This is a genomic window from Planctellipticum variicoloris (assembly GCF_030622045.1).
Classification (GTDB): Bacteria; Planctomycetota; Planctomycetia; order Planctomycetales; family Planctomycetaceae; genus Planctellipticum; species Planctellipticum variicoloris.
In genome coordinates this window covers 5,932,100-5,947,071 of record NZ_CP130886.1, presented here as the reverse complement: position 1 = coordinate 5,947,071, position 14,972 = coordinate 5,932,100, and the positions used below count along the sequence as shown (strand labels likewise).

Below are 14,972 nucleotides of genomic sequence, written 5' to 3'. Positions count from 1 at the left end.
CCGCCGACCCATCACTCCTTGCTGAGCGCCTCGTCCAGGTTGAAAATCGCCCCCGCCAGCGCTCCCCACGCGGCATGCTCGACGGGGTCGATCTCAGGATCTCGCGGGGACTCGCCCACGGCGAGGAATTTCGCAGCCGCTGCCGGGTCGGCGGCAAACTGGTGCCGAAGTCGGGCGACGGCGGCCGCGAGCACGGCCGTTTCTTGCGGTTCCGGCGGACGACACAGGATCCGCTGGAACATCGCTCGAACTCGCGCGTCCGTATCGGTGGGCGCTTCCCGCAGAACCCGCTCGGCGAGCGCGCGGCCGGCTTCCACGAAAGTCACTTCATTGAGCGTCACCAAGGCCTGCAGCGGAGTGTTGGTTCGCGTCTGCTTGACGGAACAGGTCTGCCGGGCGGCCGTATCGAAGAACATCGTCGGACCGATGATTCGACGCCAGAAGGTATAGACGCTCCGGCGGTAGAGTTTGTCGCCGTGGTCCTGCTGGTAGCGTTTGTTGCCGAAAGTGGCCTCTTCCCAGACGCCGGCCGGCTGGTAGGGCCGCACTGGCGCGCCGCCGACGTTCTCCACCAGCAGACCCGACGCGGCGAGGGCCTGATCGCGGAGCATCCAGGAGGGGAGACGCTGTCTGGGTCCGCGGGCGAGCAGGCGGTTCTCGGGGTCCCGTTCGTGCAGCTCGGGCGTCACGCGCGACGACTGCCGATACGCCGCGCTGGTGACGATGGTCCGGCAGAGACGTTTGACGTCCCAGCCGGTCTGGCGGAACTCGACCGCCAGCCAGTCGAGCAGTTCGGGGTGAACCGGACGCTCCCCCTGCACGCCGAAATCTTCGGCGGTCTTGACCAGCCCGACGCCGAAGAACTGCTGCCAGAAACGATTGACGGTCACGCGGGCAGTGAGCGGGTTGTCATCCGCGACAAGCCATCGCGCCAGCCCCAGCCGGTTCCTCGGCGCGTTCGTCGCCAGTTGCGGCAGATTGGAGGGGACGCCGATGCCGACCTGGTCGAGCGGTTTGTCGTACAGGCCCTTGCTCAACCGGAACGTTTCCCGCGGCTGCGGCAGATCGGCCATGATCATCACGCGCGGAATCTCCCGGTCGACGCCATCGCGGCGGTCGATCGCGTTGCGCAGCGCCTCGACCCGTTCCGCATAGGCCGCTTCCGCCGGATTGTCTTTCAACGTCTCCCGCCAGTGCTTGGCCAGTTGATCGAGCTGATTGCGGTTGCGCTTTGCGGGCTCGATGGCGAGGAGCTTGCGGATCTCTTCGGGACGTTCGACGGCGGCCGGGGACAGGTCGGCGGTCTGGCCAGCGTCGCGCGGAAACTTCTCCTGTTCATAGCGGGCGAGATCCGTCTGCCGTTCGGCGAGCTGCTGACCGGCTTCGTGACGCCGGCGCGTCTGCTCGTCCGAAGGAAGTTCCACGACGGGCGGCGTCTGAGGATTGCCGCCGCCGCCGTCCACCGGCGTGCTGTTGAAAAACGCAAAGAGTTGATAGTAGTCGCGCTGCGTGAAAGGATCGAACTTGTGATCGTGGCAGCGGCAGCAGTTGAATGTCGCGCCAAGCCAGACGGTCGCAGCGGTCTCCGTCATGTCCATGACATAGTCGACCCGATTCTCTGCGGCGATCCGGCCCCCTTCGCCGTTGATCATGTGATTGCGGCAGAATCCGGTCGCCACGCGCTGCTCGAGCGTGGCGTCGGGGAGCAGATCGCCGGCAAGCTGCCAGATCGTGAACTCGTCGAATGGCAGATTGGAATTCAACGCGCCGACGGCCCAGTCTCGCCAGGGCCACATTGTCCGTTCGCCGTCCCCCTGATAGCCGTTGGAATCGGCATAGCGGGCGGCGTCGAGCCAGTCCCAGACCATCCGCTCACCGAAACGGGGCGAAGCGAGCAGCCGGTCGACGACCCGTTCGTAGGCATCCGGAGCGGGATCTTCGAGAAATTCACTGGTTTCAGCGGGCGTCGGCGGCAGTCCGGTCAGGTCGAGCGTCACGCGACGCAGCAGCCGGGCGCGGTCGGCTTCCTGTGCCGGACGCAATCCCTCCCGCTCCAGCCGGGCCTGAATGAGCGCATCCAGATCGCTGCGCCGCGATTCTCGCACCCCGGCCTGCGGAATCGTCGGTCGATCGAGCGGCTCATACGCCCAATGCTGCCCCCAGGCAGCGCCGGAATCGATCCACCGTCGCAAAAGATCGACCTGTTGAGGCGTCAAAGACTTTTTCGTATGAGGAGGAGGCATCACCAAGTCGGGATCGGGACTGAGAATCCGCTCGATGAGGACGCTGTCCGCGCTTTGGCCGGCGGTGATGATCTTACGTGCGCCAAACAGTTCGTCACTGCGGAGATCAAGCCGCAGTTCTCCCTCGCGCGACTTCGCGTCCGGGCCGTGGCAGAGAAAGCAGTTGTCGGACAGGATCGGCAGCACGTCGCGGGCGAAATCGGGATCACCCCCGTTCGCGCGTTCTCCGACGAACACGACGGCGATCGTAGCCAGAAGGAGTCTGCAGTCCATGGCGGGTCAGTCAATGAGCGGGCCGGTGATCAATGATCGGCAAGTTCCGATAGAATACAGCGCCAGCCCCCACGCGGAAACCGGTCGTCGTCGCGAGAAAACCTTCCGGAACGTGTTGCTCGTTGCGTTCGGTACGACGGGGCCGTGTAATGCACTCGCGACCGAACTGGGCCAGGCGAGGACCTGCGGCAGGAATCCCGAGATGACAACCGTACTGGTGGTAGACGACTCGCCGATCGACCGGCGACTTGCCGGGGGGATCCTGGAAAAGGACTCCGTTTGGGAAATCCTCTACGCGGGTGACGCCGAGGACGCGCTCGACGCCGTCCGGCGACAGCCCCCCGATCTGATCATCACCGATATGCAGATGCCGGAGATGAACGGCCTGGAACTGCTGACTGCCGTACGGCGGGAGTATCCGGCCATGCCGATCATTTTGATGACGGCCAAAGGGAGTGAAGAACTGGCGTCGGAAGCGCTGCGCGTCGGCGCCAACAGCTATGTGCCGAAGCGGTCGCTGGCCACGGATCTGGTCGAAATTTCCCGCCGGGTGCTGGCGGCGACACGGGACGAACAGTCGCTGTCGCAGTTGATGCGGCGGCTGACGACCCGGCACGAAGTCTTCACTCTGGAGACCGACCTGGATCTGCTGATGTCGATGTGCCGGTATCTGCAGCAGGTGCTGACCGAGAGCTGGGGGCTCGAAAAGATCGAGCGGCTCCGGCTGGGAACCGCCCTCGAAGAAGCGCTGCTCAACGCCTATTACCACGGCAATCTGGAAGTCTCGTCGGCGCTGAAACTGACGAATCACCACGATTTCTACGCGATGGCCAACGCCCGGCTGACTCAGGAACCATACGGCAATCGCAGAATCACGGTCAAATTCAGCCTCGACGACCGCCAGGCCCTGATCACGGTCGAGGACGAGGGGCCGGGCTTCAATCCGCAGACGCTGCCCGACCCGACCAACACCGAAAACCTCGACCTCCCCTGCGGCCGGGGCGTCATGCTGATGCGGGCCTTTATGGACGACGTCGCCTACAACGACGCCGGCAACGCCGTGACGCTGGTGAAACGGCGCCCCCTCCGGCGGTCGTCGGTCAAAAGCGGGGCTGCGACCGGCTCGGGCCCGTATTGACCGCGCCCGGCCGATCGAGTCGGCCCTGGAGTGCACGACGCACTCTGTGAATGTCGTGGACTGCTTTTGCGTCTGCTTCCAGCACGAATGGAGCCTGGCTCGAAGTACGGACCCGGGGATTTGCCTCTTGCAGGTCAGTCACCATGTCAGGACTCCGTGACGCGAGAGTGCGACTGAGGTTGTCGAGCGTTCACCCGGCAACAATCGCCCGTGAATCCGCCCTCTTCCAGCGTCCGAAGGCCGTTTCCGTTGCCTTTTCCTGGGCCACGCCAACCGGCCGCCACAAAGGCCGCGACGACCCGCCAGAGCCCGACGGAACGCAAAGGAAACCCATCCGTCAACGTCTCAGGCCACCAGCCCGGCGGCGACGAGCGGCAGCCGCTCCACCGGCAAATTCACGCCTGTGAATCAATTCACAGCCGATCCATCTCGGCGGAGATCCTGCCACGCGATACCAGACCTATGGTCTCAGATACCGCAGCTTTCCCGGCAAAGCGAGGCCACGCCGGCGTTCCTGTCACTTCCTGTCACAAATCGTGTGCCGCTGGTGGCAGGATCTGTCGCAGCAGGGCGGGACTTGGCGGCCGCAGGCAGCTCCTGCAGCGGCGCGAGTCCATTTCCAAGTCCAGCGGGCCGCGCGGCGCGCACCGAGGTGCGTTTGAGCCCTGAAAAGAAGTACTCCCGGCGCGATTCGAACGCACGACCTACGGTTTAGGAAACCGTCGCTCTATCCAGCTGAGCTACGGGAGCAGTATCAGGCCAGTATCGGTCGGACGCGATGGATCTGCAAGCCGGCCATGATCCGCCCGCATCCTCTCTTCGTTCTTCCGACCGGCCGCCTGCCGGCGCTCGCCCGAATGGGGCGTCGCAGGTATCCTGTCGACTCGGAATTCCGCCGCCTGGAGAGACCCGCTGTGACGCCGCCCCCCGCCCCGGCCAGTCCGCTGTTCCCGGAAGACGCCGTCGGAACGACCGAACGCGCCGGCGAGGCCATCGATAATGGCCGAGGGCGAATCTTTCCCTGTCGCCGGTGCGGGGCCGATCTGGAATTCTCCATCGGCCAGCAGAGTCTGCAGTGTCCGTATTGCGGCTCCCTTGAAGAGCTGCAGCCCGCCGAGATCCGCGAGCTGCACGAACGCGATCTGGACGAGATGCTGGCCCGGCTGACGGAGTGGCACGAGAAAGGAGTCGGGGACGATCAGGCGGTCGGCGATCACGAGGTCCGCTGCGAATCGTGCGGCGCCAACGTCGTTTTTCACGGAACGCTGACGAGCTCGCAATGCCCCTACTGCGCCTCGCCGCTGCAGCGGGACAAGGTTCACGACGCCGAGACGCGCATCCACGTCGACGGCGTCCTGCCGTTCCTCGTCCCGGAATCTCGGGCTTCGACTAACTTGAGGAACTGGGTTCAGTCGCTCTGGTTTGCTCCCAACGACTTCAAAAAGATGGGCGCCAGCGGCAAATTCAACGGCGTTTACATGCCGTACTTCACGTTTGACGCCATGACGTTCACCCAATGGTCGGGACAGCGGGGCGACCACTACTATGTAACCGTCGGCTCCGGTAAAGATCAGCGGCAGGAACGCAGAACGAGCTGGACCTGGGTCTCCGGGCAGTTTCAACGCTTCTTTGACGACGTGCTCGTACTGGCCGTCCGCGGGATGAATTTGAAGCTGGTTCTGGGGCTCGAACCCTGGCCGCTCGGGAAGTGCATTCCGTTCAATCCGGAAGTCATGGCCGGTTTCTTCGCCCGGACTTACGACGTCGAACTTCCCGAGTGTTTCGAGGAAGGACGCAAGCGGGTCCGGTCGGAGCTGGAGCGAGACGTCCGCGGCCGGATCGGCGGCGACGAGCAGCGAGTCGACGATTTGAAAGTGCAGCTCAGCGCCCTGACTTTCAAGCACATTCTGCTGCCCGTCTGGCTGCTGGCCTACAAGTATCACGACAAGACGTACCAGGTCATGATTAATGCAGCGACCGGAGAAGTGCAGGGCGAGCGGCCCTGGAGCTGGGTCAAGATCACGCTGGCCTTTTTGGCAGCCGCCGCGGTGGTGGGAACGATTGTCGTGCTGAGTCAGGGACGATGACGACCGCGACCGATGATCCTGCGGCGGCGACTCTGAACCCGGCTGCACGCTGGCTGGCGCTGGCTGGACTGGCTCTGATCGGGGCGACCTGGCCCCTCTGGACCGGGACGAGCTCCTTTCCGCAGGTCCCGCTCCTCTCGGCGTTGAGGCCGACGCCGTTGCTGGTCGACTGGACTCTGCTGGCGGGACTGATCGCCGCCTGGATCGTCGTGCTGTGGAGGCCCGCCCCTCAGCGCGTTGGACGTGCTGCGCTGCTTGTCGCGGCGACGACGCTGGGTTTGTTGATCCTGCTGAACCAGCATCGCCTGCAGCCCTGGGCGTGGCAGTTTCTGATCGTCGCCCTGTTGATCGGCAGTGCGACTCCGGCCGTTGCCCTCGCCGGCTGGCGCTGGCTGGCGGTCAGCATTTACTTCTGGTCGGCGCTGTCCAAGCTGGATGTCACGTTCTTTCATTCGCACGGTCCATTTCTGCTCGAAGGGCTGTTTCGCGCGCTCGGCAGCTCCAACGCCCTCGGTCTCTGGAGCGAAGCGGCAAGGAGTCGTCTGGCCGCGGCCGTTCCGCTCGTCGAATTGACGGTGGCTCTGATGCTGGCGATTCCGCAGACGCGACTTTTCGGACTGGTCGCGGCGATCGCCATGCATCTGGTTCTGCTGCTGGCGCTCGGGCCGTTCGGCCACGACCATCAGGCGGGGGTCCTGCTCTGGAATCTCTTTTTTATCGGACAGAACCTGCTGCTGTTCGCTCGACCGGCCATCCCCTGCCCTGCGCGGCGTGATCAGCCTGCAGGAAGTCGGCTGGCCTGGCTGGCGACTTGCGTGGCGATTGCGCTCCCGGCGCTCGAACCGTTCGGCGGGTGGGATCACTGGCCCGGTTGGGCCGTCTATGCGTCGCGGCCGGAGCGGGTCTATGTTTCTGTCGCAGAGGCGGACGCCGACCGGCTGCCGGACCACCTGCAGCCGTGGCTGGAACCGGCCGGTCCGTTCGAGCCGTGGCGTCAGTTGCGTATCGATCGCTGGTCGCTGTCAGCCGTCGGCGCTCCGATTTATCCGCAGGATCGGTTTGCGGTGGGAGCTGCGCTCGCCGTGGCCACGGGAACAGGCAGACCGGACGTCCGCATCGCCTGGGACAGTGCCGCCGATCGATTCACGGGAATGCGGACTTCGCAGGTCCTCACGGGGACCGAGGCCGTCGAGGCGTTCGCTCGACGATACCGTTTCAACGCGCAGCCGCGGTGGTCACCCGCGGAATCGGTGCGTAGAGACGCAGCGAACGCTCCGTGACCAGCACCGGTCCGCTGACAGTCGACACGACCTGCTCCAGGCCGGAGTCGCCCGACAACGGCAATCGCTGTCGCAGTCGACCATCCCGCTCGTTGACGACAATGACTTCGGCGGCGCCGTTTGCCGGCCAGACCCAGATCGCGCCGGCAGCAGAATCGTCAATCGCCGGCACAAACGCCACGCACCACCGCCGGTCATCGCCCAGCGGCAACTCGCAGACTTCAGCCGGATTCTCCAACAGCGCGCCGCGTAACACGCCATCGGTAGCGCACCACGCCCGTTCGCGGCCCCAGGCGACTTCGCCGGGAAGCCCGCGGTTCGGCCAACTCGTCAGGGCCGCGCTTCCGCTCGGAATCCCGGACTGCGGTTCAAATCGCGAGATCGATAATCCATCGACGATCGCCCACCAGCGCCGCCCGTCCGTCCGCAGCATCGGGTCCGCATGGGCCTGCGACAGCGGACCGGCGAAGCGGCGATCCGAGAGAGATTCACCGGCGGGAATGGCGTGGATCGCGCGAGCGTCGCCAACGACTCCCAGCATCAGCGAGGCATCCACACATGGGGCCGATCTCCAGGGACGATCCAGGCCGTACCGGGGCGGCTCCCAGGCGCCACTTTTCAGGTCGCAGCACCAGGTGTGAGCCGGGTTCAACGTCTGGCACCAAAGTCGGCCTTCGGCCAAGGTCCATCGCAACTGCAACTGCCCGGCCGGTGGTCGCGTTCGCCAGCGCTGCTCGCCCGTGCGAACGTCCCGAGCGACGAATGTGCCATCGTCGGCTCGGAGCACGAGCACTTCCGAATCGAACCCGATTCCCGCCTGAGCCCTCGTCGAGCCCGATGGGTCGACGGATGGTCGCTGCCAGACCGCTTCTCCGGTCCAGAGATCGACCGCTTGCAGCGTCTGGGGCTGAATCAGAACCAGCGAGTCCGACGTGGCCAGAACCCGCAGCAGCGGCTCGCCCAACACGCGCGTCCAGAGCGCGCGATTGTCGTTCGTTCGGACTGCGGTGATGCGGTCGTTCACCAGCAGGAGAACTGACGGATCTGCACCGGCCTTCGCAACCTGCGGAACGACGACCTTCTCGCCGGAATGGAGCAGCCGTTCCCAGGACAATTGCCACCAGGGAGACGCATCGGGACGCGACGTTTCAAGTTCATTGGATTTCTGCAGACGCTGCTCAAGCATGTGCGCGGTCCGTCGAGCCTGGTCCTGCAAATCGTTCGACACGGGCCAGTCTGCCACGGACTCAAGAGTCGCGAGGGCAGTTCGAATCTCCCGGCGTTCCGACGCCGACGCGCCATGCTCGATCGCGGTCCGGGCCGCAGTCGGGCTGAAATGCCAGTCTGCTCCCGCTTCGACGGCGTAGCGCTCACGAATGGAATCAGCGCCGTCAGTCAGGATCCGGCGCAATAACTGCCGCGTGTTTTCAGTGGTCGGCCGCCGCCCCTTGAGCAACGACACGAGCGGTGTTAAGGGATCTCCGCTTGCGCCGCGCTGGATCTCGCTCAGCGCCAGACGGTAGTGCGCCGCCTCCTGCAGCTCAGGCGTCGAGAGCTGTTCGAGCACATCCCGCAAGGGATTCACGGCCAACTCGGCCTGGCCCTCCTCAGCAGATTTTCCCGACCAGCGCCCGGCCCAGCTCAGCCATGCGGCTTCCGTTTCCTGGCGGATGTCGGCGTTGCTGTTCCGGTCCGCGATCTCCAGCACGCGCGTCCATTCTGCCTTGGCCGCGTTCATGTCGCCGCGGGCTGCGTCCAGTTCGGCCAGTCGCAATCTCAACCGGTGGTCGTAGGGTTCCTGCGACAGTCCCTCCAGCAGCTTGCGACGCTGTCCCGAGTACTCCCAATAGACGACCAGCCGGGTCGGTTCAGCAACGACAATCCAGCCGGGCGCGACGGCCAGATTACCGCCGGTCCCTGGGGCGTCGGGATTGTCGAGCTCGATTCGCCGCCGCAGTTGCCCGGTCGCCTGGTCGAAGATCAGCAGGGCCTCGCGCGTTGGCCAGAGAACCTGTTCGCCGCACAGAACCCCTTCTCCGTATCCCCGTTCATCGCTGTGATCCCTCCAGACCGGCTTTCCCGTCCGCACATCGAACGCCCACAGGGAACGGCCGCTCGTAATCAGCACATCGTGCGTCAAGGCATGTCCGACACCCAGCAGGGAGCGGATCCGCTCCGGCATCGCCTGGTTCCAGATCGTGCGCCCGGTCGCCGCCTCCAGGCAGAGGATTCGATCGGAGTCGTTCGGGGCCGCATACACGCGTCCGTCATGCACGACGCACGGCAGGAGCGAAAATCCCGGCATCGACTGCCGAAACCCGCCGGGCTCTGTCGCCGTTTCGTAGGTCACCGCCCAGTCAAGCCGACCGTCGGTCGCATCGAGCGAAAGAATGACCCCCGCATCCGTCGAAAGAAACAGCCGCCCCTCCGCCGCGCTCAGCAGCAGATGGCTGATGCGATTGAAATCTTCTTCCGCCTGCGGACGCCCCGTGCAGACAGGACGCATCCACTCGACTCGACCCTCCGCCGGTTCGACGCAGACGACTGCCAGTTCGAGTTGCGGGCGACGACGGCACGCCACGGCGAACACCCGGCCCTGCTCGACGACCGGCGTCCCCTCCCAGCTCCAGGGAGGCCCCCCGTCGGCCGGCAGTTCCTCCGACGACACCATCCACTCCAGTTGCCCCTGCCCCTGCTCCAGATTCAGGCAGACCAGAGTCGAAATCAGCGGCCGCAATTCCCGGCGGGACGGCGACGTGACCGGCCAGCCCATCCGGGCATACAGCCGGCCGTCGTCGATGGTCAGCGTATAGTGGGGCAGCCCCAGCGACGGACGATCGGGGGTCGACTCGCGGTCTTCCGGTACGGCCGGATAGATCTCCGGCCGCAGATTGCCCTCGGTCGACCAGGCGGGTTCTCCGGTCAGCAGGTTCCAGGCGGAGATGGAGCCTTCATCGGCCACCAGCACCAGGTCGCGCCAGATCACCGGGTGGTAGGCCAGCGGGCCGCCGTCTCTCTGCAAGACCTGCCGGAACCAGAGCGGCAGCGAGTTCCGTCGCAGCTCGGCGGACCACGTCGGCGTCGCCAGATCTGGCAATTCCCCAGCAATCCACTGGCGGGACATGCTCCCGCCGAACGTCGCAAAATCCCCGCTCCACGGCAACGGCTGCGGCAAGCCGAGCGACTCCGACATCTGACGCAGCAGTTCGATCAGCGATCCCGTTTGCCCGCCGAGCTTCCCCTCCGCCTGCGGGAATTCGATGGCGAATCGATCGATCTCCCGCCGGGCGCGCTCGGGTTCCTTAAGCATCAGGCTGCAGAGAATCAGCCTCGCGCGAACGCCTGCCAGATCGAGGTCGGTGTCCGGATAACGCAGCACTCCGGGAAACCGATCGTCGGTGACTTCCGCAGGGAGCGGAACGAGCTGCGTCCACAAGCGTCGCGCGGTCGCGAACTCGCCTCGGTCCCAGGCCGCTTCCCCCAGAGCCCACAAGGCGTCATCGCCGTAGCTGCTCAGAAACGCCGTCCGGAGGATTCGCTGCAGAGCCGCCTCTCGGCGGGTTACTTCCCATTCGGCAAACCACTCCCGCGCCAGTGGATCGAGCCGGGCTCGATAGTCGGCGCGGGCGTCCGCGGGGAGTCGCGCCAGCAGAATGTTCGCCCGAGTCGCCACGTTCGCGTACCACGCGGTTCCCCCCGCTTCGCCGGCGCGGATCTGCGTCAGGGCCGCACTGTGCGTCTCTGTGAGCTGCTGCAGGATCTCCAAGGCGTCCTGCCAGCGTCCCGCCGCGGCGAATTCTTCGACCTGCCCGAGCGACTTGGCGACCGTCGTATCTGCAGGGACCGTCGCGGCTTCGCGAAACGGCCTCCGGACCGGCGGTTCTTGTGCGACCGGCCCGGTCGTCACGGACACCGCAAACAGGATCAGCAGGCCGCATCGCATCGTGGTGTTCTTTTCCAGACCCGCTACACCCTGGCCCGTTCGGTCTGCAGCCGTCGCAGCTCTTTTGGCAGCGGGAACGAGACATGCTCCTCGCGCGTCACAACTTCGTCCACCACGCCGCCATAACGCTTTGTCAGCACGTCGATGACATCCTGCACCACGATCTCCGGCGCGCTGGCTCCGGCAGTGATCAGCACCGTCTCAATTCCTTCGAACCATTCGTCCTGCAGTTCCGCAGCGCCGTCGATCAGGTGCGACGGCTTGGATGACGAAGCGCCGATTTCCATCAGCCGGCGGCTGTTCGAACTGTTCTGGCTCCCCAGCACAATCACCAGGTCCGCCTCTGCCGCGAGCTGCGTCACCGCGTGCTGACGATTCGTCGTGGCGTAGCAGATGTCTTCCTTAGGCGGCGACTCGATGTGCGGATACTTCCGCTTGAGGGCGCCGATCACCAGTCCCGCCTCCTCGACGCTCAGCGTCGTCTGCGTCAGGTACGCCAGCTTCGCGTCGTCCGGAAAACTCAGTTGCTCGACATCCTCGGGAGACTCCACCAGCGTAATGCTCGCCGGGGCCTCCCCCATCGTGCCGATCACTTCGTCGTGGCCGTCGTGGCCGATCAGCACAATGTGATAACCGCTCTTGGCGTACTTGATCGCCTCCAGATGGACCTTCGTCACCAGCGGACAGGTCGCGTCGATCGTGTGCAGTCCCCGGCTGCGGGCTTCCTCGCGAACCTGCGGCGAGACGCCGTGAGCACTGTACAGCAGGATCGAACCTTCCGGCGTCTCGGAAATGCGGTCGACGAACGTCACCCCCTGCTGCGTGAAGCGGTCGACGACGTACTTGTTGTGCACGATCTCGTGATAGACGTAGACGTTCGAGCCGAACATCCGGATGGTTTCATCCAGGCACTCGATCGCCATATTGACGCCCGCACAAAAGCCGCGGGGATTGGCCAGCAGAATCCGCATGACAACTCGTTCCGAAAGTCCGTCTCAACAGGCGACCCATCCGCCCGCCCCGGAATTGTAGCCGGTTCCAGGGGGAATCCGACAGCGGAGGCTGAACCTGTTGCCGCTGGCTCGAATTCGCCCGCGGAATTGCCAAGTTTCTCTCGATTCAAATCATTCTCGCCTCTCGGCCATGAAATCCTGCACGCGCAGCCCTCCCAGCGAGTTACGACTCGCCAATCCCCGCAACTCCTGAATGGCGTGTGTGGGAGATTTCGTTGGCGACGCACCTCTCGCAGGAACAAGCCGAGCCACGGGCTCTCCACGGCGCGTGATCGTGATCTCCTCGCCCGTTGCGACGCGGTCGAGAAGTTTGCCGAAGTCACGTTCCGCGTCAGCAGCGCCGATCCTGGTCAGGGGAATTCTGGTCATCAGTCGGCCTTTCGGAATCTCCGGTCCACTCCATTGTGCGTGCCATGCGCCGCAAGTTTCCATGAATCTCTGCTCACCTCGAAAAAAACCGCAACCGATCTTCCACCGGGATCGGCTTCCCGGTCTCGCGGATCTGCGTAGCAAGCTGGCTCAGTTTCTGCCGAGCGGCTTCCCATTCCTGGGGCGTAAAATACGGCGGCCGGACATGGCCGGACGCCCAGTCCAGTCCCTCCAACTGCAACTCCGCCAGATTCTTTTCGTGCCGCTCCTTCCACCAATTCTCAAAGCCGCCGCAGGCCTCGTCAATGAATGAAAGCGCTCTCCTTCGGCCCTCAGCGTCTTGTCGGGTCACGGCCGCTTGATAAACGTCAATGTGTTTGAACGCGATGATCGCGCAACATTCGCCAACCGACCGGCGTTGAAAAACCGCTGAAGGTCCGACTTCATACACATGGGAATATCTCTCGTCATCCATGTGCGCAATCAGCACCGGAAATGAGACTTCAATGTTCTTGCTCAGCGCATCGTATGCCGCAGCAATGGGCTTCTGAGATTTCGCCAGAGCCGCTGTAGTTATTCCCTTTGGTAACTTAAGGACATAGTCTTCCTGAAACGGCGGCGGATCCGGATTGGCGAGTTGCTCGACCAGCCGCTCGCATTCCGCGACGGTGACCGGTTGGGATTTGCCCCGTGGTTCCTTGGCGCCGAGATCGTTGAACGCGACGAATCCGATCACGCAGACCAGACAGGCCCGATTCGACCAGTTTGTGCTCATCGTCGAATTCTCCGGGCAGCAGGATTCGGGGAGACCGTGATCCCCCGCAACGCCGTTTCGAACTTCAGAATTCCGATTTGTTTCGGATTTCGGATTTCGGATTTCGAGTTTTTCCCCACCCCTCACGGCAGCCACCACAGCACCGTCCGCGGCAGAGGCGTAAACAATCCCGTCCGGATCCCCGCCGCCTGCATCCCCCGCCCGATCCAGCAGTTACACGTATTGAAAACGTGATAGCTCCCGCGAGCCTCAAAGAACGCGTCGTCAAACCCGTACGCCGCCCCAGGGATCGCCATCGCGCGACCTTCCGGACCGGGGCGGATGCTCGACCGGATGTACTCCACCAGCCGCGCATACTGCTCCCGCGAAATCCGCACCGAACGCCCGCCCGCCCGGTACAGCTCGGCGTCCGCATACATCACGTGCAGGCACGTCGACGACGGCAGAAACAGCGCATTGCCCACCGTCGACAGCCGCAGATCGGACCACGTCGGCGTCCCGATGTAGAACCCTTTGTCCCCCCAGCCGATCGCCACATGCGTAGCCCGGCTGACATCGCCCGACACAGCACCGGGAGGGAAAATCTCGCGCCAGTCGACCACGTCCGTCTGAATTGGAACCAATACGTCCGCATGCACGTCGTTCGAGATGAAGAGGACTTCGACTCCGCCGGGCGTCGGCCGAAACTCGTTGTTGACCGGGATCAGCCCCGCCACCACGAGGCCGGCAAACAACAGGACCGACAACGCCCCGGTTGCCGCCGCCCGGCGGACCCAAGTCCACAGTCGACGACGCCACCCCAAACGGTTTGCCGAGGCAGTCGACGCCAGTGACAGTTCCGGTGAGGCCATTCCTCAATGGTAACATGCGCACATGTGCCGGCAAGATGGATCTCATCGCGATCGTGCGCCAGCGGCCGTTCGGTCCTCCGGTGACAGTGGCGCCGGCAATGCGTCGCGACGCCCAGTGCTATGGTTCTTTGTTCGCGGCGGCGACCGGCATCAGCTCGCGCCTCGTCACGAACCACAATCCCCCCAGATAGCAGATCAGGGCCAGCGCTAATCCGCTGGCCGCGACCGTGAACCGTAACGGCAGCGAGGGGTCCGGCATGGTGAGCCATTCCAGGCCCGCGTACCAGCGGAACACCGTGATTCCGAATACGACCGACACCGTGGTCAGCCACATCGAGTGGTAGAAGAACGGAACTTCGGAGGGTCGTACCGGCAGCAGCCACTGCCGCCAGTTCAAATGCGCTCCCCCCGTCGCGGCTTTGAGGAACTCGGCCCACCCCCGCGGCCGGGCATCGATGATGCTCCCCTGCAGAATCTGCTGGTGCCGCAGGAAGGCCAGCCACACGCAGCAAAACAGCGTCACGAATCCCGCCTGCGTGATCAGCAGGTGCAGGTAGACGAACGGCAGCGAATGCTGCGTGTCGAGCAGAATCCGGACGTAGGGATTCCCCTCAAAGACCAGATCCGGGCTGCAGACCAGTGTGACGCCGACGTCGAAGATCGCCCCGCCCGCCAGAAACGCCAGCCCCAGCCAGCCAAGGCGACCCGGCTCGGCCGGTTCCGCCTGCCTCAAAAGCCGCCACATCAGCAGAATCGTCGTCAGGCCGAAGGCGGGCAGGAGATAGGCCGTCAGCAGCCGCCACCGCATCTGCCCGGAGACAGAAACCGGCTGATAAGCTGTCGGCAGGCAGGGGAGGAGCAGATCGACCGCAATCCACAGCAGCATCGCGGTCGAGCCGATCAGGAACTGCCGGAGCGCACGGTTCTCCTCCCAGTGCATCAGAGGAGCGGGCGGATGCGACATGGAGGCGGTTCCTGCGGGGCAATGTCGAGGCCCTGC

At 64.5% G+C, this 14,972-nt stretch carries 10 protein-coding genes and 1 tRNA gene; 3 read left to right on the top strand and 8 right to left on the bottom strand.

What is annotated here, in order from left to right:
- Window positions 1–11: 11 nt before the first annotated feature.
- Window positions 12–2,516 (bottom strand): PSD1 and planctomycete cytochrome C domain-containing protein, encoded by a 2,505-nt coding sequence (locus tag SH412_RS23105; protein ID WP_336520392.1) that lies wholly within the window; start codon window positions 2,514–2,516, stop codon window positions 12–14.
- Window positions 2,517–2,718: 202 nt separating this feature from the next.
- Here SH412_RS23105 and SH412_RS23100 point away from each other — a divergent pair, with 202 nt between their 5' ends.
- Complete coding sequence (locus SH412_RS23100; RefSeq protein WP_336520391.1) at window positions 2,719–3,654, top strand: response regulator; 936 nt, start codon at window positions 2,719–2,721, stop codon at window positions 3,652–3,654.
- Window positions 3,655–4,330: 676 nt separating this feature from the next.
- On the opposite strand, the gene SH412_RS23095 is transcribed toward SH412_RS23100, so the two are convergent.
- Window positions 4,331–4,404 (bottom strand) — tRNA-Arg (locus SH412_RS23095).
- 164 nt (window positions 4,405–4,568) lie between these two features.
- On the opposite strand from SH412_RS23095, the gene SH412_RS23090 reads away from it, so the two are divergent.
- Together SH412_RS23090 and SH412_RS23085 are read left to right on the top strand one after the other, a co-directional pair.
- Window positions 4,569–5,741 carry a TFIIB-type zinc ribbon-containing protein gene (locus tag SH412_RS23090; RefSeq protein WP_336520390.1) on the top strand — a complete coding sequence of 391 codons (1,173 nt, stop codon included), beginning with the start codon at window positions 4,569–4,571 and terminating at the stop codon, window positions 5,739–5,741.
- The gene (locus tag SH412_RS23085) at window positions 5,738–7,021 is read left to right on the top strand and encodes a hypothetical protein (protein WP_336520389.1); all 1,284 of its coding nucleotides are present in this window, start codon (window positions 5,738–5,740) and stop codon (window positions 7,019–7,021) included. The genes SH412_RS23090 and SH412_RS23085 overlap by 4 nt, the downstream gene beginning before the upstream one ends.
- Here SH412_RS23085 and SH412_RS23080 read toward each other — a convergent pair.
- The 6 genes from SH412_RS23080 to SH412_RS23060 form a co-directional block, all read right to left on the bottom strand.
- A complete protein-coding gene (locus tag SH412_RS23080) occupies window positions 6,957–10,964 on the bottom strand; it encodes a PQQ-binding-like beta-propeller repeat protein (protein WP_336520388.1) in 4,008 nt (1,335 codons plus the stop codon). The two genes, SH412_RS23085 and SH412_RS23080, sit on opposite strands and share 65 nt — an antisense overlap.
- 23 nt (window positions 10,965–10,987) lie before the next feature.
- A complete protein-coding gene (ispH, locus tag SH412_RS23075; RefSeq protein WP_336520387.1) occupies window positions 10,988–11,935 on the bottom strand; it encodes a 4-hydroxy-3-methylbut-2-enyl diphosphate reductase in 948 nt (315 codons plus the stop codon).
- Between the two features lie 153 nt (window positions 11,936–12,088).
- Window positions 12,089–12,346, bottom strand: a complete 258-nt coding sequence (locus SH412_RS28690; RefSeq protein ID WP_419555750.1) for a type II toxin-antitoxin system Phd/YefM family antitoxin — start codon at window positions 12,344–12,346, stop codon at window positions 12,089–12,091.
- 73 nt (window positions 12,347–12,419) lie between these two features.
- Window positions 12,420–13,082, bottom strand: coding sequence for a hypothetical protein (locus SH412_RS23070; protein WP_336520386.1), 663 nt, complete (start codon window positions 13,080–13,082; stop codon window positions 12,420–12,422).
- A 161-nt stretch (window positions 13,083–13,243) separates the two neighbouring features.
- The gene (locus tag SH412_RS23065) at window positions 13,244–13,867 is read right to left on the bottom strand and encodes a TIGR02117 family protein (RefSeq protein WP_336520385.1); all 624 of its coding nucleotides are present in this window, start codon (window positions 13,865–13,867) and stop codon (window positions 13,244–13,246) included.
- Window positions 13,868–14,090: 223 nt separating this feature from the next.
- A complete protein-coding gene (locus tag SH412_RS23060) occupies window positions 14,091–14,936 on the bottom strand; it encodes a hypothetical protein (RefSeq protein WP_336520384.1) in 846 nt (281 codons plus the stop codon).
- Window positions 14,937–14,972: the final 36 nt, after the last annotated feature.